The sequence below is a fragment of the Oleiharenicola lentus genome, from assembly GCF_051660365.1.
GTDB lineage: Bacteria > Verrucomicrobiota > Verrucomicrobiia > Opitutales > Opitutaceae > Lacunisphaera > Lacunisphaera lenta_A.
Genome location: NZ_JBOZXB010000003.1, coordinates 158760 through 175518, shown reverse-complemented (window position 1 = coordinate 175518; position 16759 = coordinate 158760). Strand labels below are relative to the sequence as shown.

The 16759-nt window shown below is 57.9% G+C and carries 17 protein-coding genes; 6 read left to right on the top strand and 11 right to left on the bottom strand.

The features are described from left to right. Positions 1-8: 8 nt before the first annotated feature. The gene (rpoN, locus tag ACRRQW_RS20060; protein WP_438483410.1) at positions 9-1466 is read right to left on the bottom strand and encodes an RNA polymerase factor sigma-54; all 1458 of its coding nucleotides are present in this window, start codon (positions 1464-1466) and stop codon (positions 9-11) included. Between the two features lie 12 nt (positions 1467-1478). Beyond that, on the bottom strand, positions 1479-2486 hold the full coding sequence (locus tag ACRRQW_RS20055) for a serine/threonine protein kinase (protein WP_438483409.1): 1008 nt from the start codon (positions 2484-2486) through the stop codon (positions 1479-1481). A 107-nt stretch (positions 2487-2593) separates the two neighbouring features. Between ACRRQW_RS20055 and erpA the strand changes: the two genes are divergently transcribed. Next, on the top strand, positions 2594-2938 hold the full coding sequence (gene erpA, locus ACRRQW_RS20050) for an iron-sulfur cluster insertion protein ErpA (RefSeq protein ID WP_438483408.1): 345 nt from the start codon (positions 2594-2596) through the stop codon (positions 2936-2938). Positions 2939-2978: 40 nt separating this feature from the next. On the opposite strand, the gene ubiE is transcribed toward erpA, so the two are convergent. Further along, positions 2979-3674, bottom strand: a complete 696-nt coding sequence (gene ubiE / locus ACRRQW_RS20045; RefSeq protein WP_438483407.1) for a bifunctional demethylmenaquinone methyltransferase/2-methoxy-6-polyprenyl-1,4-benzoquinol methylase UbiE — start codon at positions 3672-3674, stop codon at positions 2979-2981. A gap of 80 nt (positions 3675-3754) precedes the next feature. Between ubiE and ACRRQW_RS20040 the strand changes: the two genes are divergently transcribed. From ACRRQW_RS20040 to ACRRQW_RS20025, 4 genes are read left to right on the top strand one after another with little or no spacing between them, the layout of a single operon-like run. Next, a complete protein-coding gene (locus ACRRQW_RS20040; RefSeq protein WP_438483700.1) occupies positions 3755-4123 on the top strand; it encodes an HU family DNA-binding protein in 369 nt (122 codons plus the stop codon). Positions 4124-4148: 25 nt separating this feature from the next. Next, complete coding sequence (gene hisS / locus ACRRQW_RS20035) at positions 4149-5462, top strand: histidine--tRNA ligase (protein WP_438483406.1); 1314 nt, start codon at positions 4149-4151, stop codon at positions 5460-5462. Positions 5463-5465: 3 nt separating this feature from the next. Continuing rightward, complete coding sequence (locus ACRRQW_RS20030) at positions 5466-6248, top strand: alpha/beta hydrolase (RefSeq protein WP_438483405.1); 783 nt, start codon at positions 5466-5468, stop codon at positions 6246-6248. A 9-nt stretch (positions 6249-6257) separates the two neighbouring features. Beyond that, positions 6258-7049 carry an alpha/beta hydrolase gene (locus ACRRQW_RS20025; protein WP_438483404.1) on the top strand — a complete coding sequence of 264 codons (792 nt, stop codon included), beginning with the start codon at positions 6258-6260 and terminating at the stop codon, positions 7047-7049. On the opposite strand, the gene ACRRQW_RS20020 is transcribed toward ACRRQW_RS20025, so the two are convergent. The 7 genes from ACRRQW_RS20020 to ACRRQW_RS19990 all read right to left on the bottom strand — a co-directional run bounded on the left by ACRRQW_RS20020 (position 7041) and on the right by ACRRQW_RS19990 (position 14389). After that, the gene (locus ACRRQW_RS20020; RefSeq protein WP_438483403.1) at positions 7041-7460 is read right to left on the bottom strand and encodes a cytidine deaminase; all 420 of its coding nucleotides are present in this window, start codon (positions 7458-7460) and stop codon (positions 7041-7043) included. The genes ACRRQW_RS20025 and ACRRQW_RS20020 overlap by 9 nt on opposite strands. After that, on the bottom strand, positions 7457-8647 hold the full coding sequence (locus ACRRQW_RS20015; protein ID WP_438483402.1) for a glycine C-acetyltransferase: 1191 nt from the start codon (positions 8645-8647) through the stop codon (positions 7457-7459). The genes ACRRQW_RS20020 and ACRRQW_RS20015 overlap by 4 nt, the downstream gene beginning before the upstream one ends. 5 nt (positions 8648-8652) lie before the next feature. After that, positions 8653-9693: an L-threonine 3-dehydrogenase gene (gene tdh / locus ACRRQW_RS20010; protein WP_438483401.1), complete on the bottom strand. Its 1041-nt coding sequence runs from the start codon at positions 9691-9693 to the stop codon at positions 8653-8655. Positions 9694-9795: 102 nt separating this feature from the next. Beyond that, entirely contained in the window at positions 9796-10812 is a 1017-nt protein-coding gene (locus ACRRQW_RS20005) for a magnesium transporter (protein ID WP_438483400.1), read from the bottom strand. A gap of 34 nt (positions 10813-10846) precedes the next feature. Next, complete coding sequence (locus ACRRQW_RS20000) at positions 10847-11455, bottom strand: DNA-3-methyladenine glycosylase family protein (RefSeq protein ID WP_438483399.1); 609 nt, start codon at positions 11453-11455, stop codon at positions 10847-10849. A gap of 127 nt (positions 11456-11582) precedes the next feature. Beyond that, positions 11583-12110, bottom strand: coding sequence for a methylated-DNA--[protein]-cysteine S-methyltransferase (locus ACRRQW_RS19995; RefSeq protein WP_438483398.1), 528 nt, complete (start codon positions 12108-12110; stop codon positions 11583-11585). A 26-nt stretch (positions 12111-12136) separates the two neighbouring features. Further along, positions 12137-14389, bottom strand: a complete 2253-nt coding sequence (locus tag ACRRQW_RS19990) for a S9 family peptidase (RefSeq protein ID WP_438483397.1) — start codon at positions 14387-14389, stop codon at positions 12137-12139. A 45-nt stretch (positions 14390-14434) separates the two neighbouring features. Here ACRRQW_RS19990 and dgt point away from each other — a divergent pair, with 45 nt between their 5' ends. After that, positions 14435-15706 carry a dGTP triphosphohydrolase gene (gene dgt / locus ACRRQW_RS19985; protein WP_438483396.1) on the top strand — a complete coding sequence of 424 codons (1272 nt, stop codon included), beginning with the start codon at positions 14435-14437 and terminating at the stop codon, positions 15704-15706. A 15-nt stretch (positions 15707-15721) separates the two neighbouring features. Here dgt and ACRRQW_RS19980 read toward each other — a convergent pair whose 3' ends face one another. Further along, positions 15722-16600, bottom strand: a complete 879-nt coding sequence (locus ACRRQW_RS19980) for an alpha/beta hydrolase (RefSeq protein WP_438483395.1) — start codon at positions 16598-16600, stop codon at positions 15722-15724. Between the last annotated feature and the right edge of the window lie 159 nt (positions 16601-16759).

Here is a 16759-nt window from a genome sequence, read left to right as displayed (position 1 = left end):
GCGGTGCGTCAGTCGTAACGACGGCGCAGGTTGCTGGGCAGCAAGCCGAGTTCTTCGCGATATTTCGCCACGGTGCGGCGGGCGATTTTGAGGCCTTTGCCGTCGAGCAGTCCGACAATTTCCTGATCGCTGAGCGGTTTGCCCGGATCTTCGCTGGCGATGATGTCGGCGATCATTTCCTTGACGCTCGTATTGGCGACAGACTCGCCGGCGTCGGATTGGTAGCCCGACGTGAAGAAGTATTTCATTTCGAACACGCCATGCGGCGTCTTCATGTATTTGTTGGCGAGCGCGCGGCTCACCGTGGTCTCGTGCACGCCGATGATGTCCGCAATCTGCGTCATCGTGAGCGGCTTGAGTTTCGAAATGCCTTCCTCGAAAAACTCGATCTGGTGCTTGATGATCTCGTTCGTGATCCGCTCGATGGTGCGCTGGCGTTGCTCGATGGCGTTGATGATGAATTTGCCCGAGCGTAACTTCTCGCGGAGATAATCGCTCTCTTGCTTCGAGAGTTTTCCTTTTGCGATGAGATCTTTGTAGGTGTTGCTCAGGCGAAGGCGCGGGATGTAATCGTTGTTGAGCGATATCTTCCAGGCGCCGTCATCTTTTTCGACAGAAACATCGGCTACGACCACACGATTGGCGTCATCGGCGAAACGACGACCAGGTGCGGGATCGAGCGTGCCGATTTCTTCGATGGCTTCCTGAATGATGTCGGGTGCGAGGCCGGTTTTGCGCGCGAGATCGGGAATGCGGCGACGCACGAGGAGTTCGAAGTAATCGCGGATGATGCGCGCAGCGACGGATTTTTCGCGGCCCTTGTGCGTGAGCTGAATCAACAGACAGTCGGCGAGGTTTTCCGCACCGATACCGGCAGGGTCGAACGTTTTGAGGAGACGTGAAGCCTCCTGCATGGTGTCGAGCGGCAGGCTGGCGAGCAGCGCGAGATCGGAAAGCGTAGACGTGAGGTAACCGCGGTCGTCGAGACTTCCGACGAGAAACTTTAACGCTTCGAGAAGTGGCGCGGGGCTATCCGACAACTCTGCTTGCTGCATCAGGTGCTGTTGCAGCGAAACCTCGGTGGTGAGGGAGTCAAAAAAGTGTTGGCGACGTTCGTCTTCTTCGCCGGTGGTTTGCCGCACGCCGCCGGTGTCGGTCATGTGATCTTTCCAATCCTGCCCGATTTTTTCGAGCACTTGGAAGTCCTTCGAAAAGTCCATTTCCTCGCGAGGATCGTCGTTGGTTCCGGAGTTTTCGTCACCGCTCGAGGCGGATTTATCGAGGCTGACGTCGTCCATCGACATCTCTTCGAGCGTCGGGTTCGCCTGCAATTCCTCCTGGATGGCCGCGCGCAGATCAAGCGCGGCGACTTGCAAAATCTTGAGAGATTGCCGCATCTGCGGCGCCAGCACGAGTTGCTGGGTCTGCCGCTGGTGAAAGCCTTGGCTGAAGCCGGGTCCGCTCATACTCGATAGGAATTAACGCTGGCGATCGAGTGGGGTTGCGCGGGGTAGCAAGGGTGGGGTAGTGGCGGGGTTCGAGCCTACTTTGGCCGGGGGAAAAACGTCTTCGAGATAGACCGCGAGCTTTTCGTTGGTCGGGCCGTAACGGTCGCTGTAAAGATAAAGCTCCAGGTCAGTCAGCATTTCGCTCGCGCTCTGGTAACGCTTGTCGCGTTCGCGGTTTAGCGCTTTGTGCAAAATAACCTCCAGCTTCTCATCAATATCCGGGCGCAGTTTCGAGAACTTCGGCAACTGCATCGATAGCACGTTGCGGCGCGATTCAAGCCGGCTGGCACCGCGGAAAAGGTTTTTTCCGAGCAAGATTTCCGTCAGCACGATCCCGAGTGAAAACAAGTCCGAGCGTCCGTCCGTGACCGCGTAGCTCGCGCCTTCGGGTGAAAGATACTCGTCTTTGCCCGGGATCACTTTCCCTTCCTCGTTATACATCAGGTCGAGGGCCTTCGCGATGCCGAAGTCGGTGAGCTTCACGTCGCCTTCCATGGCCAGCATGACGTTCTTCGGATTCACGTCGCGGTGAACAATGCCAAGCAAACGGCCTTCCAGGTCACGCTTGGCATGCGCGTAGCTCAAACCACGGCACACGCGTGACGCGATAAACACCGCCATATCGACCGGCACCTTGCGGTTCAGTTCGATGTGGCGGTCGATGAGTTGCTCGAGGTTCACCCCGCGCACGAACTCCATCGTCATGAAATACTGCCCGCCGTTGACCTGACCCAAATGGTAGGTCTGGACGATATTCGTATGAATCAGATCGGCGACCAAGCGGGCCTCGCCGATGAAATTTTTCTGGAATTCGGGGATGCTGGAATATTCCTCGCGAATTAATTTGATGGCCACAGTCTTGCGGAAATTACCCGAGCCACGCTGCACCGCTTCATACACCAATCCCATTCCGCCCTCGGCGAGTTTGTTGGTGAGCTCGTATTGGAGCTCGTTGAAGATGTGCTTCAGGTTGGTCACCGGAAGCGAGAGAAGCGGTGTCAGTTCCGGGTTGCAAGAACACAGCTGCGCAATTTGCACGATTCCTGCTACGCGGAAGAATTTTGCGGGAAGCGCCGGTTGACACGATGCGGCTCGCTCCTACGTTGCGCTTCATGATCACGCTCACCAATCGCGCCGCCCGCCAGGTTCAAGCGATGCATTCGAACCAAGATGACGCTCAGAAAAAACTGCGCGTGTTCGTGGAGAGCGGCGGCTGCTCGGGCTTCGAATACGGCATGTCATTCGATCTGCCGAAAGCTGACGACAACGTGTTCGAGAGCGAAGGCGTTCAACTGCTTGTCGACCCTACGAGCTTGGCTTATTTGAGCGGGATCACCGTCGATTTCGATGACGGCCTTCACGGCAAAGGCTTCGAGATCAAAAATCCCAACGCGCAAAGCACGTGCGGTTGCGGGAAATCGTTTAATTAAAACTTAAACGGGTAGGCCGCCCGCCGCTACTGCTCGGGTATTAAGCCTGCGCTTCGTGCAACGCCACGATGCCAAATGTCAGCGGTGTGGCGTGAACCGATTTGAATCCGGCGCGCAAAATTTCCTGCGACATCGCCTCGCGACCGGGAAATAATTCGATGGAGCCGCAGAGGTATTCGTAAGCGGAACGATCCCCGGTCACGATTCCGGCCACGGTCGGCAAAATAAACTTTAGATAGAAATAATAAAACGGCCGAAACCAGAAAAACGGCTGCGAAAACTCGAGCACGAACAACTGTCCACCGGGCCGCAGCACGCGGCGCATTTCGCTGAGGGCTTTGTGGCGATCGGCCATGTTGCGCAGGCCGAAAGAAATGGTCACGGCGTCGAAGGTCGCATCGGCCAAGGGCAGTGCCATGCCGTCACCTTGTTTGAACTCGATGCTCGCCCAGCGCGCGCTTGCCGGACGCTTTTTCACGGCCTCATCCAGCATCGGCTGGCAAAAATCCATGCCCGTGATGCGAACCGCTGGCGGCAAGCCGTCGGCGAGCGCAAAAGCCACATCTCCACTGCCAGTCGCGAGATCGAGCACCGCTTTCGGATGTGAATCATGCACGACGCGCACGAGGCGTTGACGCCACCAAAAGTCTACGCCGCCACTCAGCAGATGGTTCGCCACGTCGTAACGGGCGGCAATGCGGGCAAACATCGAGTTTACGGCCTTTGGGTCGGGCATGGTTGGCCTTTAGCCTTTGTGCGCCTTTGCGGTTGACGCAAGCACTGGGTGGTGAATTGTTTGTGCTGTAACCAACAGGCATTAACTTTAACCCACGCCTAGCCATGTCGACTAACCTGACCAAACGCGAAATCGTGCTGGAAATCTACGAGAAGACCGGCTTTCCGCAGAAACAAATCCAAGATACGGTGCAGATGACCCTCGATATCGTCATGGAGGCGCTCGCCACCGGTCGCAACGTCGAGCTCCGCAACTTCGGCGTCCTCGAAGTGCAAGTCCGCAAAGCTCGCGTCGGTCGCAATCCGAACAAACCGGAGACGGAAGTCGTTATTCCTGAGCGCGCCGTGGTGAAGTTTAAGTCCGGCAAGATTCTCAAGCAGAAGATCAAGCAACTCAGCTTGGATAAACTTCGCAACAATCCGCCGGCAGAGCCGACGGACGACGTTTAAGGCGTCTTAACAGTCGCAGCGAGGCATGGCCGGGTTTCAATCGTTGCCGGGCTTCCGTGATTTTTATCCGGAAGACTTTTCCCGGCGTCAGCATATTTTCCGCAACTGGCGCAGCACCGCGTCCGCTTTCGGATTTCAAGAATACGACGCGCCCGTGTTGGAGCCCTTGGAGCTCTACACGACGAAATCAGGCGACGAAATCGAGGGGCAGTTGTTTAGTTTCAAGGACAAGGGCGAGCGCATGGTTTCGCTCCGTCCCGAGATGACTCCGACGGTGTGTCGCATGGTCGGAGCGAAAGCGGGCGCGCTCAAGCGTCCGATCAAGTGGTTTAGTATCGCGGAATTCTACCGCTACGAGCGCCAGCAAAAGGGCCGCCTGCGCGCCTTCAACCAGTTCAACGCCGACATCTTTGGGGAAGCTGGCCCTGAAGCGGAGATCGAACTTATCGCACTGCTCGTGCAGTGCATGACTGGCTTCGGGCTTACGAAGGAAGATTTCTATGTTCGTCTGAGCGATCGCGATCTGTGGTTTTTCTATCTGGAAGCGCTTGGTTTTAATGACGCGCAAGCGCGCGGTATTTTGTCGGCGGTCGATCGCTTCGAAAAGATGGGCGATGATGCGTTCAAAGGTTACGCCGAAGCGCATGGCGAATTGCCGGCGGATAAAAAAGCCAGCGTGCTCGGTTTTCTCAAAATTCGCGGTCTCGAAGAGCTTTCCTCTGTCCTCGCTCCTTTTAATTCTGAAAAACTTTCGGCGCGGCTCGTCGATTGGAAGCGAGTGCTCGATGGTTTGGCGGCGATGGGATTGAGCGACTTTATCACCGTCGATCTCGGGGTCGTGCGCGGGCTCGCGTATTACACGGGTTTCGTTTTCGAGGCGTTTGATCGCAAAGGCGACTTGCGCGCGCTTGCGGGTGGCGGGCGCTACAATGATCTGGTTAAGAAATTGGGCGGCCCGGATTTGCCGGCGGTGGGGTTCGCGATTGGCGACGTCACGACCGGCTTGCTGCTCGAGCAGCGTGGCTTGATGCCCGCGTTCGCCGCGGCGCCAGACGTCTATGTGGTTATCGGTGGCGCGGCGGAAAGGACGGCGGCCTTTGCGGATATCCACGCGCTGCGCGCGACGGGGATTCGCGTCGAATATCCGTTTAAAGACACCGCGTTCGGTAAACAATTTAAAGTCGCCGCCGAGTCCGGCGCGAAGCTTGCGCTGATTTACGGTGGCGACGAACTCGCAAAAGGCGTGGTGAAAATCCGCAATCTCACCGATCGCTCCGAGCGTGAAGTCGCACGCGAAGCAGTGGGTTTAAGTGTGCGCGAATTCTTGTCGGGCCGGTAAACCATGAGCCGCAAGTTCGCACTCAAAGCGGCGATTGCGGCGATCGTGTGTTACGGGCTGGTAGCGATTGCGGCCCAAGGGTTGGTCGGATCGATGCTGTATTTCCCGGAATATGGCTCGCGGCGGGAACCGGCAGGAGCGGTGCGTTTGAAAATGGCGGACGGCGCCGAACTCTGCGCGCTGTATCTGCCCAATCCCAAAGCGCGTCACACGCTCTGGTATTTTCACGGCAATGCGGAGGATCTCGGCGATATCGAGCCGCGCCTACGTGAATTTCATGCGCGCGGCTTCGCGGTGTTTGCGTGCGATTATCCCGGCTACGGTCAGAGCGGAGGGCAGCCGAGCGAAAAATCTATCTACGCAGCCAACGAAGTCGCCAAAACCTACCTGAGCGAAACGCTGCGGGTGCCGCTTGCTCAAATTATCCTCTATGGGCGATCGTTGGGTGGCGGCTCCGCTGTGGATTTGGCGAGCAAGCATGGAGTTGGTGGACTCGTTTTGGAAAACGCGTTTACGAGTGTCTTTCGGGTGATGACGCGCTGGCCGCTGCTGCCGGGCGATCAGTTTAAGAATGCTAAAAAAATCTCCACGGTGCGTTGCCCGGTTTTGATCATGCACAGTCGCGAAGATCGCGTGGTGCCGTTTCACCATGGCGAAACTCTGCTCAAGCAAGCGCGGGAACCGAAGCAGCATTACTGGGTGGATCTGGCGGGGCACAACAATCTCGGATTCACCGCGGGTGAGGAATATTGGAAACGGCTGCTCGGGTTTACTTCTGGAATATAATCTGAACCTGTGAGCGTGTTTTTCATCAGCGTCATTGCACTGGTCAGCTTGGGCGCACTGATTGCGGTCGGCATCCGGCTCGCGCATCACGTTTCGCTCACGATGTTGTTTCCGCGGTTTCCTGCGAACTACCAACTTTCCGAGGAATACTTTCACCTGACGGCTCACGACGGAGTGAAACTCGCGGCGCGCTACTGGCCTAATCCTACGGCGAAATACACCGTGCTTTTTCTGCACGGTAACGGTGAAGATCTCGGCACCATCAGTGAATATCTCCCGCTTTATCATGCGGCTGGATTTGCAGTGATGGGCTTGGATTATCGGGGATACGGCCACAGTGGCGGACGCTCGACGGAGTTCACGGCGTATGACGATGCCGAGCACGCACTCGCGTGGTTGCAAGCGGAACACAAAACGCTGGCCGAGCGCGTCATCGTCATCGGCTTTTCGCTCGGGAGCGGACCAGGTGTTGAAATGGGAGTGCGCCATCAGTTGGCCGGTTTGATTCTGATTGCGCCGTTCGCGAGCGCTTACCGGGTGAAAACGCGCTGGGCGATTGTGCCGGGCGACAAATTCCAGAACGCGAAAAAAGCCCCGCGGCTGCGTTGTCCGCTGTTATGGGTGCACGGCACCGAAGATCGCACCGTGCCGTTGTGGCATGGGAATTTGATCTACACTGCCGCGCCCGAACCGAAAATGAAACTCGTCGTCGACGGTGGCTATCATTCTAACGTCATCGATGTCGCGGGCGAACGCTACTGGGACGCCGTGCGCCAATTCACGGCGCAACTCTCACGCTAAATCCGCCGGACCAAACGCACCCGGCAACAGCGCGTCGATCGAAACATCGACTTCCTGCGAGCCATCGCACGTGGAAATGACGCGCGAATCCGGACCGAATTCAAAAATGACCTGACGGCACGCGCCGCAGGGAGCGGTCGCGGTTTTCGTTGGCGTGTAAACGACGACGCATTCGATCTTCAGCGGCTTTTCGCCCGCGGCGACGGCGCTAAAAATCGCGGTGCGCTCGGCGCAATTGCACAGGCCATACGAAGCGTTCTCCACGTTGCAGCCGGAATAGATTTTTCCGGAGCCTGCGAGCACGGCAGCCCCGACGCGAAATTTGGAGTAGGGTGCGTAAGCGCGACTCGCGGCCGTTTTGGCGAGGGCGCGAAGCTTGGCGAGTTTGGCGGGGGAAATCTTGGTGTTCACAGGCCGAATTCCTGTTTCACCTCGGCGAACTTCTCAATCGCAAAGGCGAGGTCTTCGCGAGTGTGCGCGGCGGACACTTGCGTGCGGATGCGCGCGGCGCCTTGCGGCACGACGGGATAGAAAAAGCCAATCACGTAAACGCCTTTTTCCAGCATGCGCGCCGCGACTTTTTGCGAGAGCGCGGCGTCGCCGAGCATCACGGGCACGATCGGATGCGTGCCGGGTTTGATCGTGAGGCCGGCTTTTGTGAGGCCGTCGCGGAAGAATTTCGTGTTGGCTTCGAGTTTATCGCGCAACGCGGTGGACGCACTGAGCATTTCCAAGCATTTGATCGACGCGGCGGCGACGCTGGGGGCGATGGTGTTGGAGAACAAATACGGGCGTGACCGCTGGCGGAGCAGATCGATGATCTCTTTTTTCCCGCTCGTGTAACCGCCGGTGGCGCCGCCGAGGGCTTTGCCGAGCGTGCCGGTGAACACGTCCACGCGGCCTTCGACGCCGCAATGTTCGTGCGTGCCGCGGCCGGTTTTGCCCATGAAGCCGACGGAGTGGCTGTCATCGACCATGACGAGTGCGTTGTATCTGTCCGCGAGGTCGCAGATGCCTTTCAGATTGGCGATGAAACCGTCCATCGAAAACACCCCGTCAGTCGCGATGAGTTTGAAGCGCGCTTTGTTGGCATCGGCTTCTTTCAACTTCGCTTCGAGGTCTTCGAGATTGTTGTTTTTGTAGCGATAACGCTGCGCCTTGCAGAGGCGCACGCCGTCGATGATCGAGGCGTGGTTGAGTTCGTCAGAAATCACGGCGTCTTCCGCGCTAAGCAACGTTTCAAACAAGCCGCCGTTCGCGTCGAAGCACGATGAGTAGAGAATCGTGTCTTCCGTGCCGAGGAACTTGGAAATCGAGGCTTCGAGGTCCTTGTGGATTTGCTGCGTGCCGCAGATGAAGCGCACCGACGCCAAGCCGTAGCCCCAGCGATCCAGCGAATCGCGCGCGGCCGCGATGAGTTCGGGATTGTCGGCGAGGCCGAGGTAATTGTTCGCGCACAGATTGAGCACTTCCCGACCGCCGGTAACCGCAATGTGGGCGGTTTGGTGCGTCGTGATGATGCGCTCGCGTTTGTAGAGGCCGGCGGCTTCGATTTCGCCGAGCGTTTTCGTGAGGTGGGCTTGGTAGGCGGAATTCATGCGGATTACTCCCAGTTGAGCACGATTTTGCCGGACTTGCCTGCGCCCATGAGTTCGAAACCTTCCTGGAATTTATCGACCGGGAAGCGATGGGTGATGACCGGCGTGATATCCATGCCGCCCTGGACGAGCGCGGTCATCTTATACCAGGTCTCGAACATTTCGCGGCCGTAGATGCCTTTTAAGTGAAGCATCTTGAACACGATTTTATTCCAATCGACCTCGGCCTTCGCGGAGTGCGTGCCGAGTAGCGCGATGCGTCCGCCCATGATCATGTTGTCGATCATTTGATTGAGCGCGAGATGACTGCCGGACATTTCCAGGCCCACATCGAAGCCTTCCGTCATGCCGAGTTCCTTGTGCCAGACATCGGCGAGATTTTCTTTCGCCGTGTTCACCGTGCGTGTCGGGCCAAACTTTTTCGCGAGTTCGAGGCGACCATCGTTGATGTCCGTGATGACAACTTTGCGCGCGCCCGCGTGTTTCGCGACGGCGATGGCCATGCAACCGATCGGGCCCGCGCCGGTGATGAGCACGTCTTCGCCGACCATGTCGAATGACAGCGTGGTATGCACCGCGTTGCCAAGCGGGTCGAAACACGAGACCACATCCAGATCCATGCCGGCGGGCACTTTCCAGACGTTGCTCGAGGGAATCGAAACGTAATCCGCGAATGCACCGTCACGATTCACGCCCACGCCGATCGTGTTCGGGCAAAGGTGGCGGCGGCCCGCGAGGCAATTGCGGCAATGGCCGCAGACGATGTGGCCTTCGCCGGTGACGATCTGGCCTTTTTCAAAACCGGTGACGCCATTGCCGACATCTTCAACCGTGCCGACGTATTCGTGACCGATGACCAGGGGCGGTTTGATGACGCGCTGGGCCCACGAATCCCATTTGTTGATGTGGACATCAGTGCCGCAGATGGAGGTCTTTTTGATTTTGATCAGGACGTCGTTCACGCCCGGGCGGGGCTTGGGACGTTCGGTCATTACGAGGCCGGGGCCGGCGGTGGGTTTTACGATAGCACGCATCTGCGAAGACATGGCGGAGAGGTTTAAATGTTTCCCAAAAACTACTTCGCCCATCCTATGACACAACTGCGAACGCGGTGTGCGGTCCGCTATTCGCGGCGCTGTGCGGCGCAATTAGAGCAGCCAAAAAGTTGCCAGCCCGAGAAAGCAGCCCATCGAAATCACGTCGTTGAGCGTCGTAAGAAAAATTGCCGATGCCACCGCGGGATCAGCGCCGCAACGCCGCAAAATCACCGGCACCAGCACCCCCGCGATGCTGCTGCACGTGCACGCCACCGTCATCGCGGTGCATACGATGATCGCGAGCACGAGGGGTGGTTCGGCGGCGTTCTGCTGTCCGGCGAAAATATACATGCCGACGCCCGCGAGCACGCCGACGACGAACCCGTTCATCGCGCCCAGCACCGTTTCCTTCCATGCAAACGACCATACGTGGCCGCTTTTCATTTCACCTAGCGTCATGCCGCGCAATGCCACGGCGAGCGATTGGCAACCCGTGTTGCCTGACTGGCCCGCGATGAGCGGAAGGAACACTGCGAGCACGATGATCTTATCAATCGAATCCTGAAACGAGCCGACCACGCTCGCCGCGAGCGCGGCGGTGGCGAGATTCACCAACAGCCAGGGATGACGAAATTTAAAGCTGCGCAGCCACGGTGTCGCGATGTGTTCTTCTTTATCAACACCGACCATCGATCCGGCTTGGGCGCTGATTTCGAACGCCTGCTTTTCGAACAAATCCGAACCACGCACGACACCGAGAAGTTGCCGGCTCGCATCGCAAACAGGGTAGGTCGGGAAATGTTTGTTTACCGTGCTTTTCATCGCGTCCATGACGGACGTTTCCGGCCGCAGCGAAAACGGGTTGCGCAGCATGAAATCCTCGAGCGGAGCAGACTTCGACTGAAGCAGCAGATCACGCATCGTGATTACGCCCACCAAAATCCCGGTGCCGTCGACGACGTGCCCGTAAGTAAAACGCACGGATTGATTCGCAAGATCACGGACGATTTCGGTGGCTTCGCCCGCGGTAAGGGTTGGCAGAAACACCGCGACCGGCGGTTCCATCAACCGACCCACACTCAATTCAGGATAATCTTCAGTGCTGGTCGGAGATTCGCTTTGAGGCATAGGCGCGTTGGCTCACGAAGCTCTAAAAAACTTTTCAGCCACTGTCGAGCGAACGCCAGAGATACCAACTCGCGACCGAACGATACGGCTGCCATTTGCGCGCGTGCTTAAGGATCGCCGCCGGCGTGGGGTCTTTTCGTTTCCGATAGAGTTTTTTAAAACCAAGGCGGATGGCGAAATCGCCGGTGGGCATCACGTCGGGCCGGCCGAGTTGGAAAATCAGCAGCATATGCACCGTCCAGGGACCGATGCCACGCACGCGGGTGAGCCGGGTGATCAGTTCGTCGTCAGTTAAATCGTGCGCCTCTTCAAGCGAGGGCACGGTGCCTTCGAGGCACTTCGCGGCGAGATCGCGCAGAGCGAGCAGTTTGTTTTGCGAGAGGCCCGCGCCGCGAAGTTCGGCATCGGTCGCTTTGGCCAGTGCTTGCGGTAGATGGCCTCCGCATTTTACCAAAAGTGCTAACACTCGCTCATGGATTTTCGCGGCCGCTTTCCCGTGGAGCTGTTGATAGATGATCGAGCGCAGCAACGCTTCAAACAGACTGTCAGCTGCGTGCATCTCCATCGCAAACGGCCCCACGCGTTCTATGAGTGCGGCGAGTTTCTCATCGCTGCGCAAATGCGCGAGCGCGTCTGCGGGCACGAAGCGATATTTAGGTCTCACGTTTAGCTAAGGATGAAGGTAGGGCCCGACCTCCGGGCGGGCCGATAGGTATTCTCCGATCCTGAACGGCCCGCTCGGAGATCGGGCCCTACCGTCGCGGCTAATTTCATTCGGAAAGCAACTCCGCGCCTTCGATTGCGAGCAATCGGGTCTTGGTGCGAATGCCGCCGGGTGCGGAGAAACCAGTCATTTTGTCGCTCGCAGAAACCACACGGTGACAGGGCACGATAAGCGGCCAAGGATTGGAGCCGAGCGCGACGCCGACGGCGCGGGCCGACTCGTTGCCGAGGCCCATCAATCGGGCGATTTCTCCATAGCTTTTTTTGTAGCCGGGTTTGATCGCGTGCGTGTGTTCATAGACCCCGCGTTGGAAATCGCTGACCAGCGACCAGTCGAGCCGGCTGACGTCGAAATAATCCTGAAGCTGCCCGTCGAAATGCGCTTGCACGCTTTCGATGAGTTGCTGACTCCACGCGGGAGTTTCTGCGAGGGACAACTCAGTCTTTGCCCGGCCGAAAAATTTCTGCCGAAGCTGGGCTTCATCGGTTTCGGGAAACGAAAATGAACTAAGCCCGATTTCGTTCCACGCGAGGCCGCACGTGCCGAAGTTGGTTTTAAAAAGCGTGAAAGGCATCGCGTGGATCGCCGCGTGGCGGGGGCTTAGTTTTCGCCGAGGTAACGGCGGAAAAATTCTTCGTAGCGCACGAGGCGATCAAGGCGCTGCTTGGGCTCGCCGCTGCGGGAAAGTTCGTGCGTGGCGCGCGGGTAACGCACGTATTCGACATCCCGACCGAGTTGTTTAAGGCTCTTGTAGAGAATCTGGCTTTGGATCACGCCGGTGCGAAAATCGGTATCGCCATGTTTGATGAGCAGCGGCGTTTTGATGTTTTCCACGTAGGTGAGCGGGGAATCGTAATTGAGTTTTTCGCGCACGGATTTTTCCCACGGATAACCGCCCCAGTAAAGCGGCACAAGGAACCACGCGTTGCCTTCGCCGTAGAATGTCGCGAGGTCATACACGCCGCGTTGCGCGACGGCGGCCTTGAAGCGGTGGTCGTGGCTCACGATCCACGCGACAAGGTAACCTCCGTAGGAACCGCCTGTGACGACCTGACGATCGCGATCGACGTAGGATTCTCCTGCGGCGAGTTCGGCGGCGGCGAGGACATCGCTCGACGGGCCGTCGCCCCAGTTTTGATAATTGGCGCGTTGAAATTCTTTGCCGTAGCCGCCGGAACCGCGCGGGTTCGCAAAGACGACGACGTAACCACGCGCGGCGAAAAATTGCATTTCGTGCCACGTGCTCGCCTCGCCCGGGCCCCACATCGCGGTCGGACCGCCGTGGATGTTAAGGAGGAGCGGGTATTTTTTTGCCGGATCAAAATTCGCCGGTTTCACCACCCAGTATTGGATTGGTAGGCCGCCTTTGTTCACGAAGCTGTGCGCCTGGTAAGCGCTCAAGGTGCGCTCTTGCAACCACGCGCTGTTGTGGGTGGTGAGTGGCTTGGCAATTTTTCCATCCGGTGTGCTGGCGTAGAGTTCCCACGGATTTTTTGGGTGGGTGACCACTTGGACGAGCGTGCCGGCGGCGACGTCGTAATCTTGAACTCCCCATTCGGCTTGATGCGTGACGCGCCAGATTTCCTTCCGGTCGAGCGGGATTTGGTAGAGCGGAAACTGGCCCTGATCCGCCACGGTAAAATAAATCGATGCGCTGTTGCTCGCCCACTTGAGGTTCTGCACCGCGCGGTCGAGGCTCGCCGTGAGCACTTTAATTTCACCGCCGTTGACGGGAATGAGGGCGACCTTGGGCTGATTGAAACTGAAAATGCCGCCGGGCGTGAATGAAAATGCAATCCACTGACCGTCGGGCGACGGCGTCGGGTTGCCGTAGTTCTCTTCCGCGTTGGCGAGGAAGACTTTCGCGGCACCGCTTGCGACATCGATGGTGTAGAGGCTGGTTTCGCGGCTGCGGTCGGGATGCTCGTCGAGTTTGCGGGGGCCGACGGCGATGAGGGTCTGGCCGTCGCGTAACCATTCTGCGTTCGCGAAACCTGCGTAGCTTTGCGTGATGGGTTTCGGTTCGGCGCCTTCGCGGGCGTCGACGACGTAGAACTGCGGAAAGTTCGGATCGACGGCGAGGTCGCCCTCGGCGAGGAAATTCAAGCGGTCGGTGACGCGCGGGTTGTTGTCAGCTTCGTTTTTCGCAAGCCATTCGCGGATTTCCTGGAGCGTGCCGTCCGGATTAGTCGCCGGTTTCTTGGCGGCTTCGTCGTCTGGGCCTTTCGGTTTATCTTTGTCGGCACTTTTAAAGGCCCAGTTGGCCGTGTCGTTTACTTTGCGACCGGGGATTTCTTTGCTCCAGTCAGGCGCGGCAGGCTTTTCGGATTTTTCGAGCGCGGCGCGCACTTGCGCGTAAGTCTGCGAAGAGGTGAATAGAATCTTTGAACCATCCGGCGACCAGCGCGGTGCACTTGCGCCGTTTTCAAGTTTCGTGAGGGGCATCGCTTCACCACCGGCGAGCGAGAGCAGGTAGAGTTGCGGCTTCTCTTTTTCCACCGTGCGCACGAACGCGATTTGTTTGCCGTCGGGCGACCAAGTGGGGTTTGCGTTCCCGCTGCTGCCAAACGTGAGCGCACGGGGCGCGGTTTTTCCATCGGGCGCGGCGAGCCAGAGTTGGGTGCGGTAAATCCAGTCGTCCTTCGCGTCGGGTTTTGGTTCGATGCTGCGGAGAACGTAAACGACCCATTTGCCATCGGGCGACAGAGCGGGAGTTTCGACCTGCTTGAGGTTAAAAAGATCGGCGGCGGTGATGAGCGATTGCTTCGGTGCGGTGACTTCAGCGCTGCGCAAACACGGCACAGAGACCAAGCATAGAGCGGCGAGCCAGAGGAGGGGAAATGAACGCGGCATAAGGCTGGCATCCTGTGCGTTCTCCTGTTTCTGTCCAAACGAATCATGCCGCAGAACCGATTCTACAACGCCTTCGATACGCAGGAGTGGGGCACGTCGCGCAAGACCGACTATCGCAGCCCGTTTCAGATTGATCGCGACCGGATCATCCACGCGCACGCGTTCCGGAAATTACAGTCGAAGACGCAGGTGTTTCTCTCGGGTGAATACGATTTCTACCGCACGCGCCTGACGCATTCGATGGAAGTCGCGCAAATCGGCCGCTCGATTTGCCATTTCCTGCTGAGTCGTGGCGATCCGCTTAAAGAAGATTTCTACATCGATTCTGATTTGGTCGAGGCGAGCAGCCTTGCGCATGACATGGGGCATCCGCCGTTCGGTCATTCCGGCGAACGCACGTTGCAGGAACTGATGAAGCGTCGTGGCGGGTTCGAGGGCAATGCGCAGACGCTCCATTTGCTGTGCGAAACCATGTATCAAAACGAGTCAGGCGTAAAAGGCATGCAGCCCACCCGCGCGCTGCTGGACGGCGTGCTCAAATACAAAAAACTCTACACTGAATTCGCGACGCCGCCGCTGAATCATTTCATCTACGATTCGCAAGGCCCGGTGCGGGATTTCGTGTTCGGCGGCAATCGCATTCCCGGTGGCCTCACGAAGAGCGAATCGCTGAACGATTTCAAAAGCGTCGAGTGCCAGATTATGGATTGGGCGGACGACGCGGCGTATTCGCTCAACGACATCGTCGATGGGGTGCGCGCGGGTTTCCTCACCGTCGAGCGCGTGGAGCGCTGGGCCGGCGGCGAAAAGATCGGCCCGCTGGAGCAACGGCATCTCGATTCGTTTTTCGACGCGATTCGCAAAGACCGGCTTGAAAACACGTTTTCAAAAAAGATTGGCACGTTCATTCAAGCGTGCCGGCTCAAAGAGCGGGACAACTTCATGGCGGGAAAGACCAACCGCTACAAATACGACTTGGTCGTCGAAGAAACTGCGCGCACCGAGGCTAACTTTTTTAAGAAAATGGCGAACGATGTCATTTTCGAAAGCCCGCAGCTGGAACAACTGGAGCACAAGGCGCGCGTGGTGATCATCGCGATTTTCAACGCGATTTGGGAAAACTACGCCCAGCGCAACGAGCGTGTCATCCGCATTCTTCCCGGCAACGTGAGTCGCCTAATCGAAGCCGAAAAAACGCAGGATGGCAAAGCGCGCCGCATCTGTGATTTCCTCGCCGGCCAAACCGACGGCATGATTTCCCGCACGTATCGCCGACTGTTTGATCCCGAGTTTGGTTCGTTTCGGGATCTGAACTAAGAGCGGTGAATTGCGTCAGAGTGCGCGCGAGATTTTTTGATTTTCCAGCCAGTCACGGAAAAGCGAAATCCACGTGGCGGCAGCATGGGGTGAGTTATCCGCTTTTAGGCCAAAGCCGTGGCCCAGGCCTGCGAGAATATGCAACTCCGCATCCACGCCCGCCTTTTTGGATTTGAGATAAAATTCGGGCAACACTTCGGAAATGCGGGGGCGATCGTTGGCTCCGCACAGAAGAAACAATGGGGGTGTTTCCTTCGTGATTGGGAGATCAGGATGATCCAGACCTCCAGGATAAATGGGAGCCGCGAAATTCAATTTCGAGGAAGCTCGGTCAATTGGATCGCTCGCATGCGGTTGGCCCTCGGTGCCATGAGTTGCCGCAAGCAGAGTGACGAGCCCGCCGGCGGAGAAGCCCATCATGCCGATGGCATTGGGATTTAAGTTCCACTCCGTGGCGCGTGCGCGGATGAGGCGGATGGCGCGCTGCGCGTCGCCGAGTTCATCGCGCTCAATCGTGTAAGGTTGAGGCGTGCCCGCAGGCGTCGCGTTGTCCTTGGCGAGTCGGTATTTCAGGACGAACGCGGCGACCCCATGGTCCGCGAGCCACTGGGCCACGGCATAACCTTCGTGCTGAATCGCGAGCCGTTCGTGACCACCGCCGGGTGCGATGAGCACCGCGCAACCTGTCGCGGTGTCGGGTGACGGGAAATACGCCGTCACACTCGGGTTGTGAATATTCGACACATTGGTGCCGGTGATTCTTTCCGATTCACCTCGTCGTGCTTCCGAGCCGGGTGCGCCGTTCTGATATAGAAAGATGATCGGTTTCGGTGCTTCCGCGTGGGCAGAAATTCCAAACAAGATGGAGGCGAGCGCACCAAGGAATAGTTTCATGAGGGGAGGCGGTGATTACTGAGGCGAATCCTATGACGTCACTTTTGTTAAGCAGATTACACGAGCAGTCCAAGGTCACTCGAGCATGGCGCGCGGCGCGTTGACGGCAGATTTTGCAGGGTTGGTCGCAACGCGGTCGACTCGCACGCAATGCGCGGG

What these genes read in the sequence shown, in the direction of transcription:
- ACRRQW_RS19980 (WP_438483395.1), bottom strand. Translation starts at nt 16,600, where the DNA reads ATGAAACTATTCCTTGGTGCGCTCGCCTCCATCTTGTTTGGAATTTCT.
- hisS (WP_438483406.1), top strand. Translation starts at nt 4,149, where the DNA reads ATGGCCGGGTTTCAATCGTTGCCGGGCTTCCGTGATTTTTATCCGGAA.
- ACRRQW_RS20030 (WP_438483405.1), top strand. Translation starts at nt 5,466, where the DNA reads ATGAGCCGCAAGTTCGCACTCAAAGCGGCGATTGCGGCGATCGTGTGT.
- tdh (WP_438483401.1), bottom strand. Translation starts at nt 9,693, where the DNA reads ATGTCTTCGCAGATGCGTGCTATCGTAAAACCCACCGCCGGCCCCGGC.
- rpoN (WP_438483410.1), bottom strand. Translation starts at nt 1,466, where the DNA reads ATGAGCGGACCCGGCTTCAGCCAAGGCTTTCACCAGCGGCAGACCCAG.
- ubiE (WP_438483407.1), bottom strand. Translation starts at nt 3,674, where the DNA reads ATGCCCGACCCAAAGGCCGTAAACTCGATGTTTGCCCGCATTGCCGCC.
- ACRRQW_RS20005 (WP_438483400.1), bottom strand. Translation starts at nt 10,812, where the DNA reads ATGCCTCAAAGCGAATCTCCGACCAGCACTGAAGATTATCCTGAATTG.
- dgt (WP_438483396.1), top strand. Translation starts at nt 14,435, where the DNA reads ATGCCGCAGAACCGATTCTACAACGCCTTCGATACGCAGGAGTGGGGC.
- ACRRQW_RS19990 (WP_438483397.1), bottom strand. Translation starts at nt 14,389, where the DNA reads ATGCCGCGTTCATTTCCCCTCCTCTGGCTCGCCGCTCTATGCTTGGTC.
- ACRRQW_RS19995 (WP_438483398.1), bottom strand. Translation starts at nt 12,110, where the DNA reads ATGCCTTTCACGCTTTTTAAAACCAACTTCGGCACGTGCGGCCTCGCG.
- ACRRQW_RS20015 (WP_438483402.1), bottom strand. Translation starts at nt 8,647, where the DNA reads ATGAATTCCGCCTACCAAGCCCACCTCACGAAAACGCTCGGCGAAATC.
- erpA (WP_438483408.1), top strand. Translation starts at nt 2,594, where the DNA reads ATGCGGCTCGCTCCTACGTTGCGCTTCATGATCACGCTCACCAATCGC.